The sequence below is a fragment of the Caballeronia sp. GAWG1-1 genome, assembly GCF_023631465.1.
Lineage (GTDB): Bacteria > Pseudomonadota > Gammaproteobacteria > Burkholderiales > Burkholderiaceae > Caballeronia.
In genome coordinates, this window is the sequence record NZ_JALQDB010000120.1 from 1 (window position 1) to 429 (window position 429).

The window sequence follows — 429 nt, forward strand, 5'->3', positions numbered from 1 at the left end:
TTGCCTTCGCTTTCCATGCTTCAAATCTCCCGTTACAGCCAAGATCCGAAGTCTCCTACATTTCCGGGGCGGTTCAATCATCCGTTCGACCTTGCCTTTGGTCTTCGCGCGATAAGGCTGACATAGCTCGGGCTTAAACCCGTAGTGCCGGGCGAAGTCGAGAAACCCCGGCTGGAAGCGGTGCTGCTTTGGACCATACGCGTCCCGCTCTATGACAACGGTCTTCATGTTGTCGAAAAGCGCACGGCGCGGCACACCGCCGAACCAGTTAAAACAGTTGACGTGACACCTGAGCAAAGTATCGAGCCGCATGTCGGAAACGAATTCGACGTAGGTCGCGCGGCTATAGCCAAGAGTGGCCACGAATGCGAACAGATTCGCTTCTTTGCGTCTGCGGAACTCGACCCAGTCGACCTGCATCTGATCGCC

At 55.9% G+C, this 429-nt stretch carries 1 protein-coding gene; it reads right to left on the reverse strand.

Annotated features, from left to right (window positions below):
- On the reverse strand, positions 1-429 hold a 429-nt coding region (locus NCT03_RS33715), incomplete at both ends, for a DDE-type integrase/transposase/recombinase (RefSeq protein WP_250495518.1).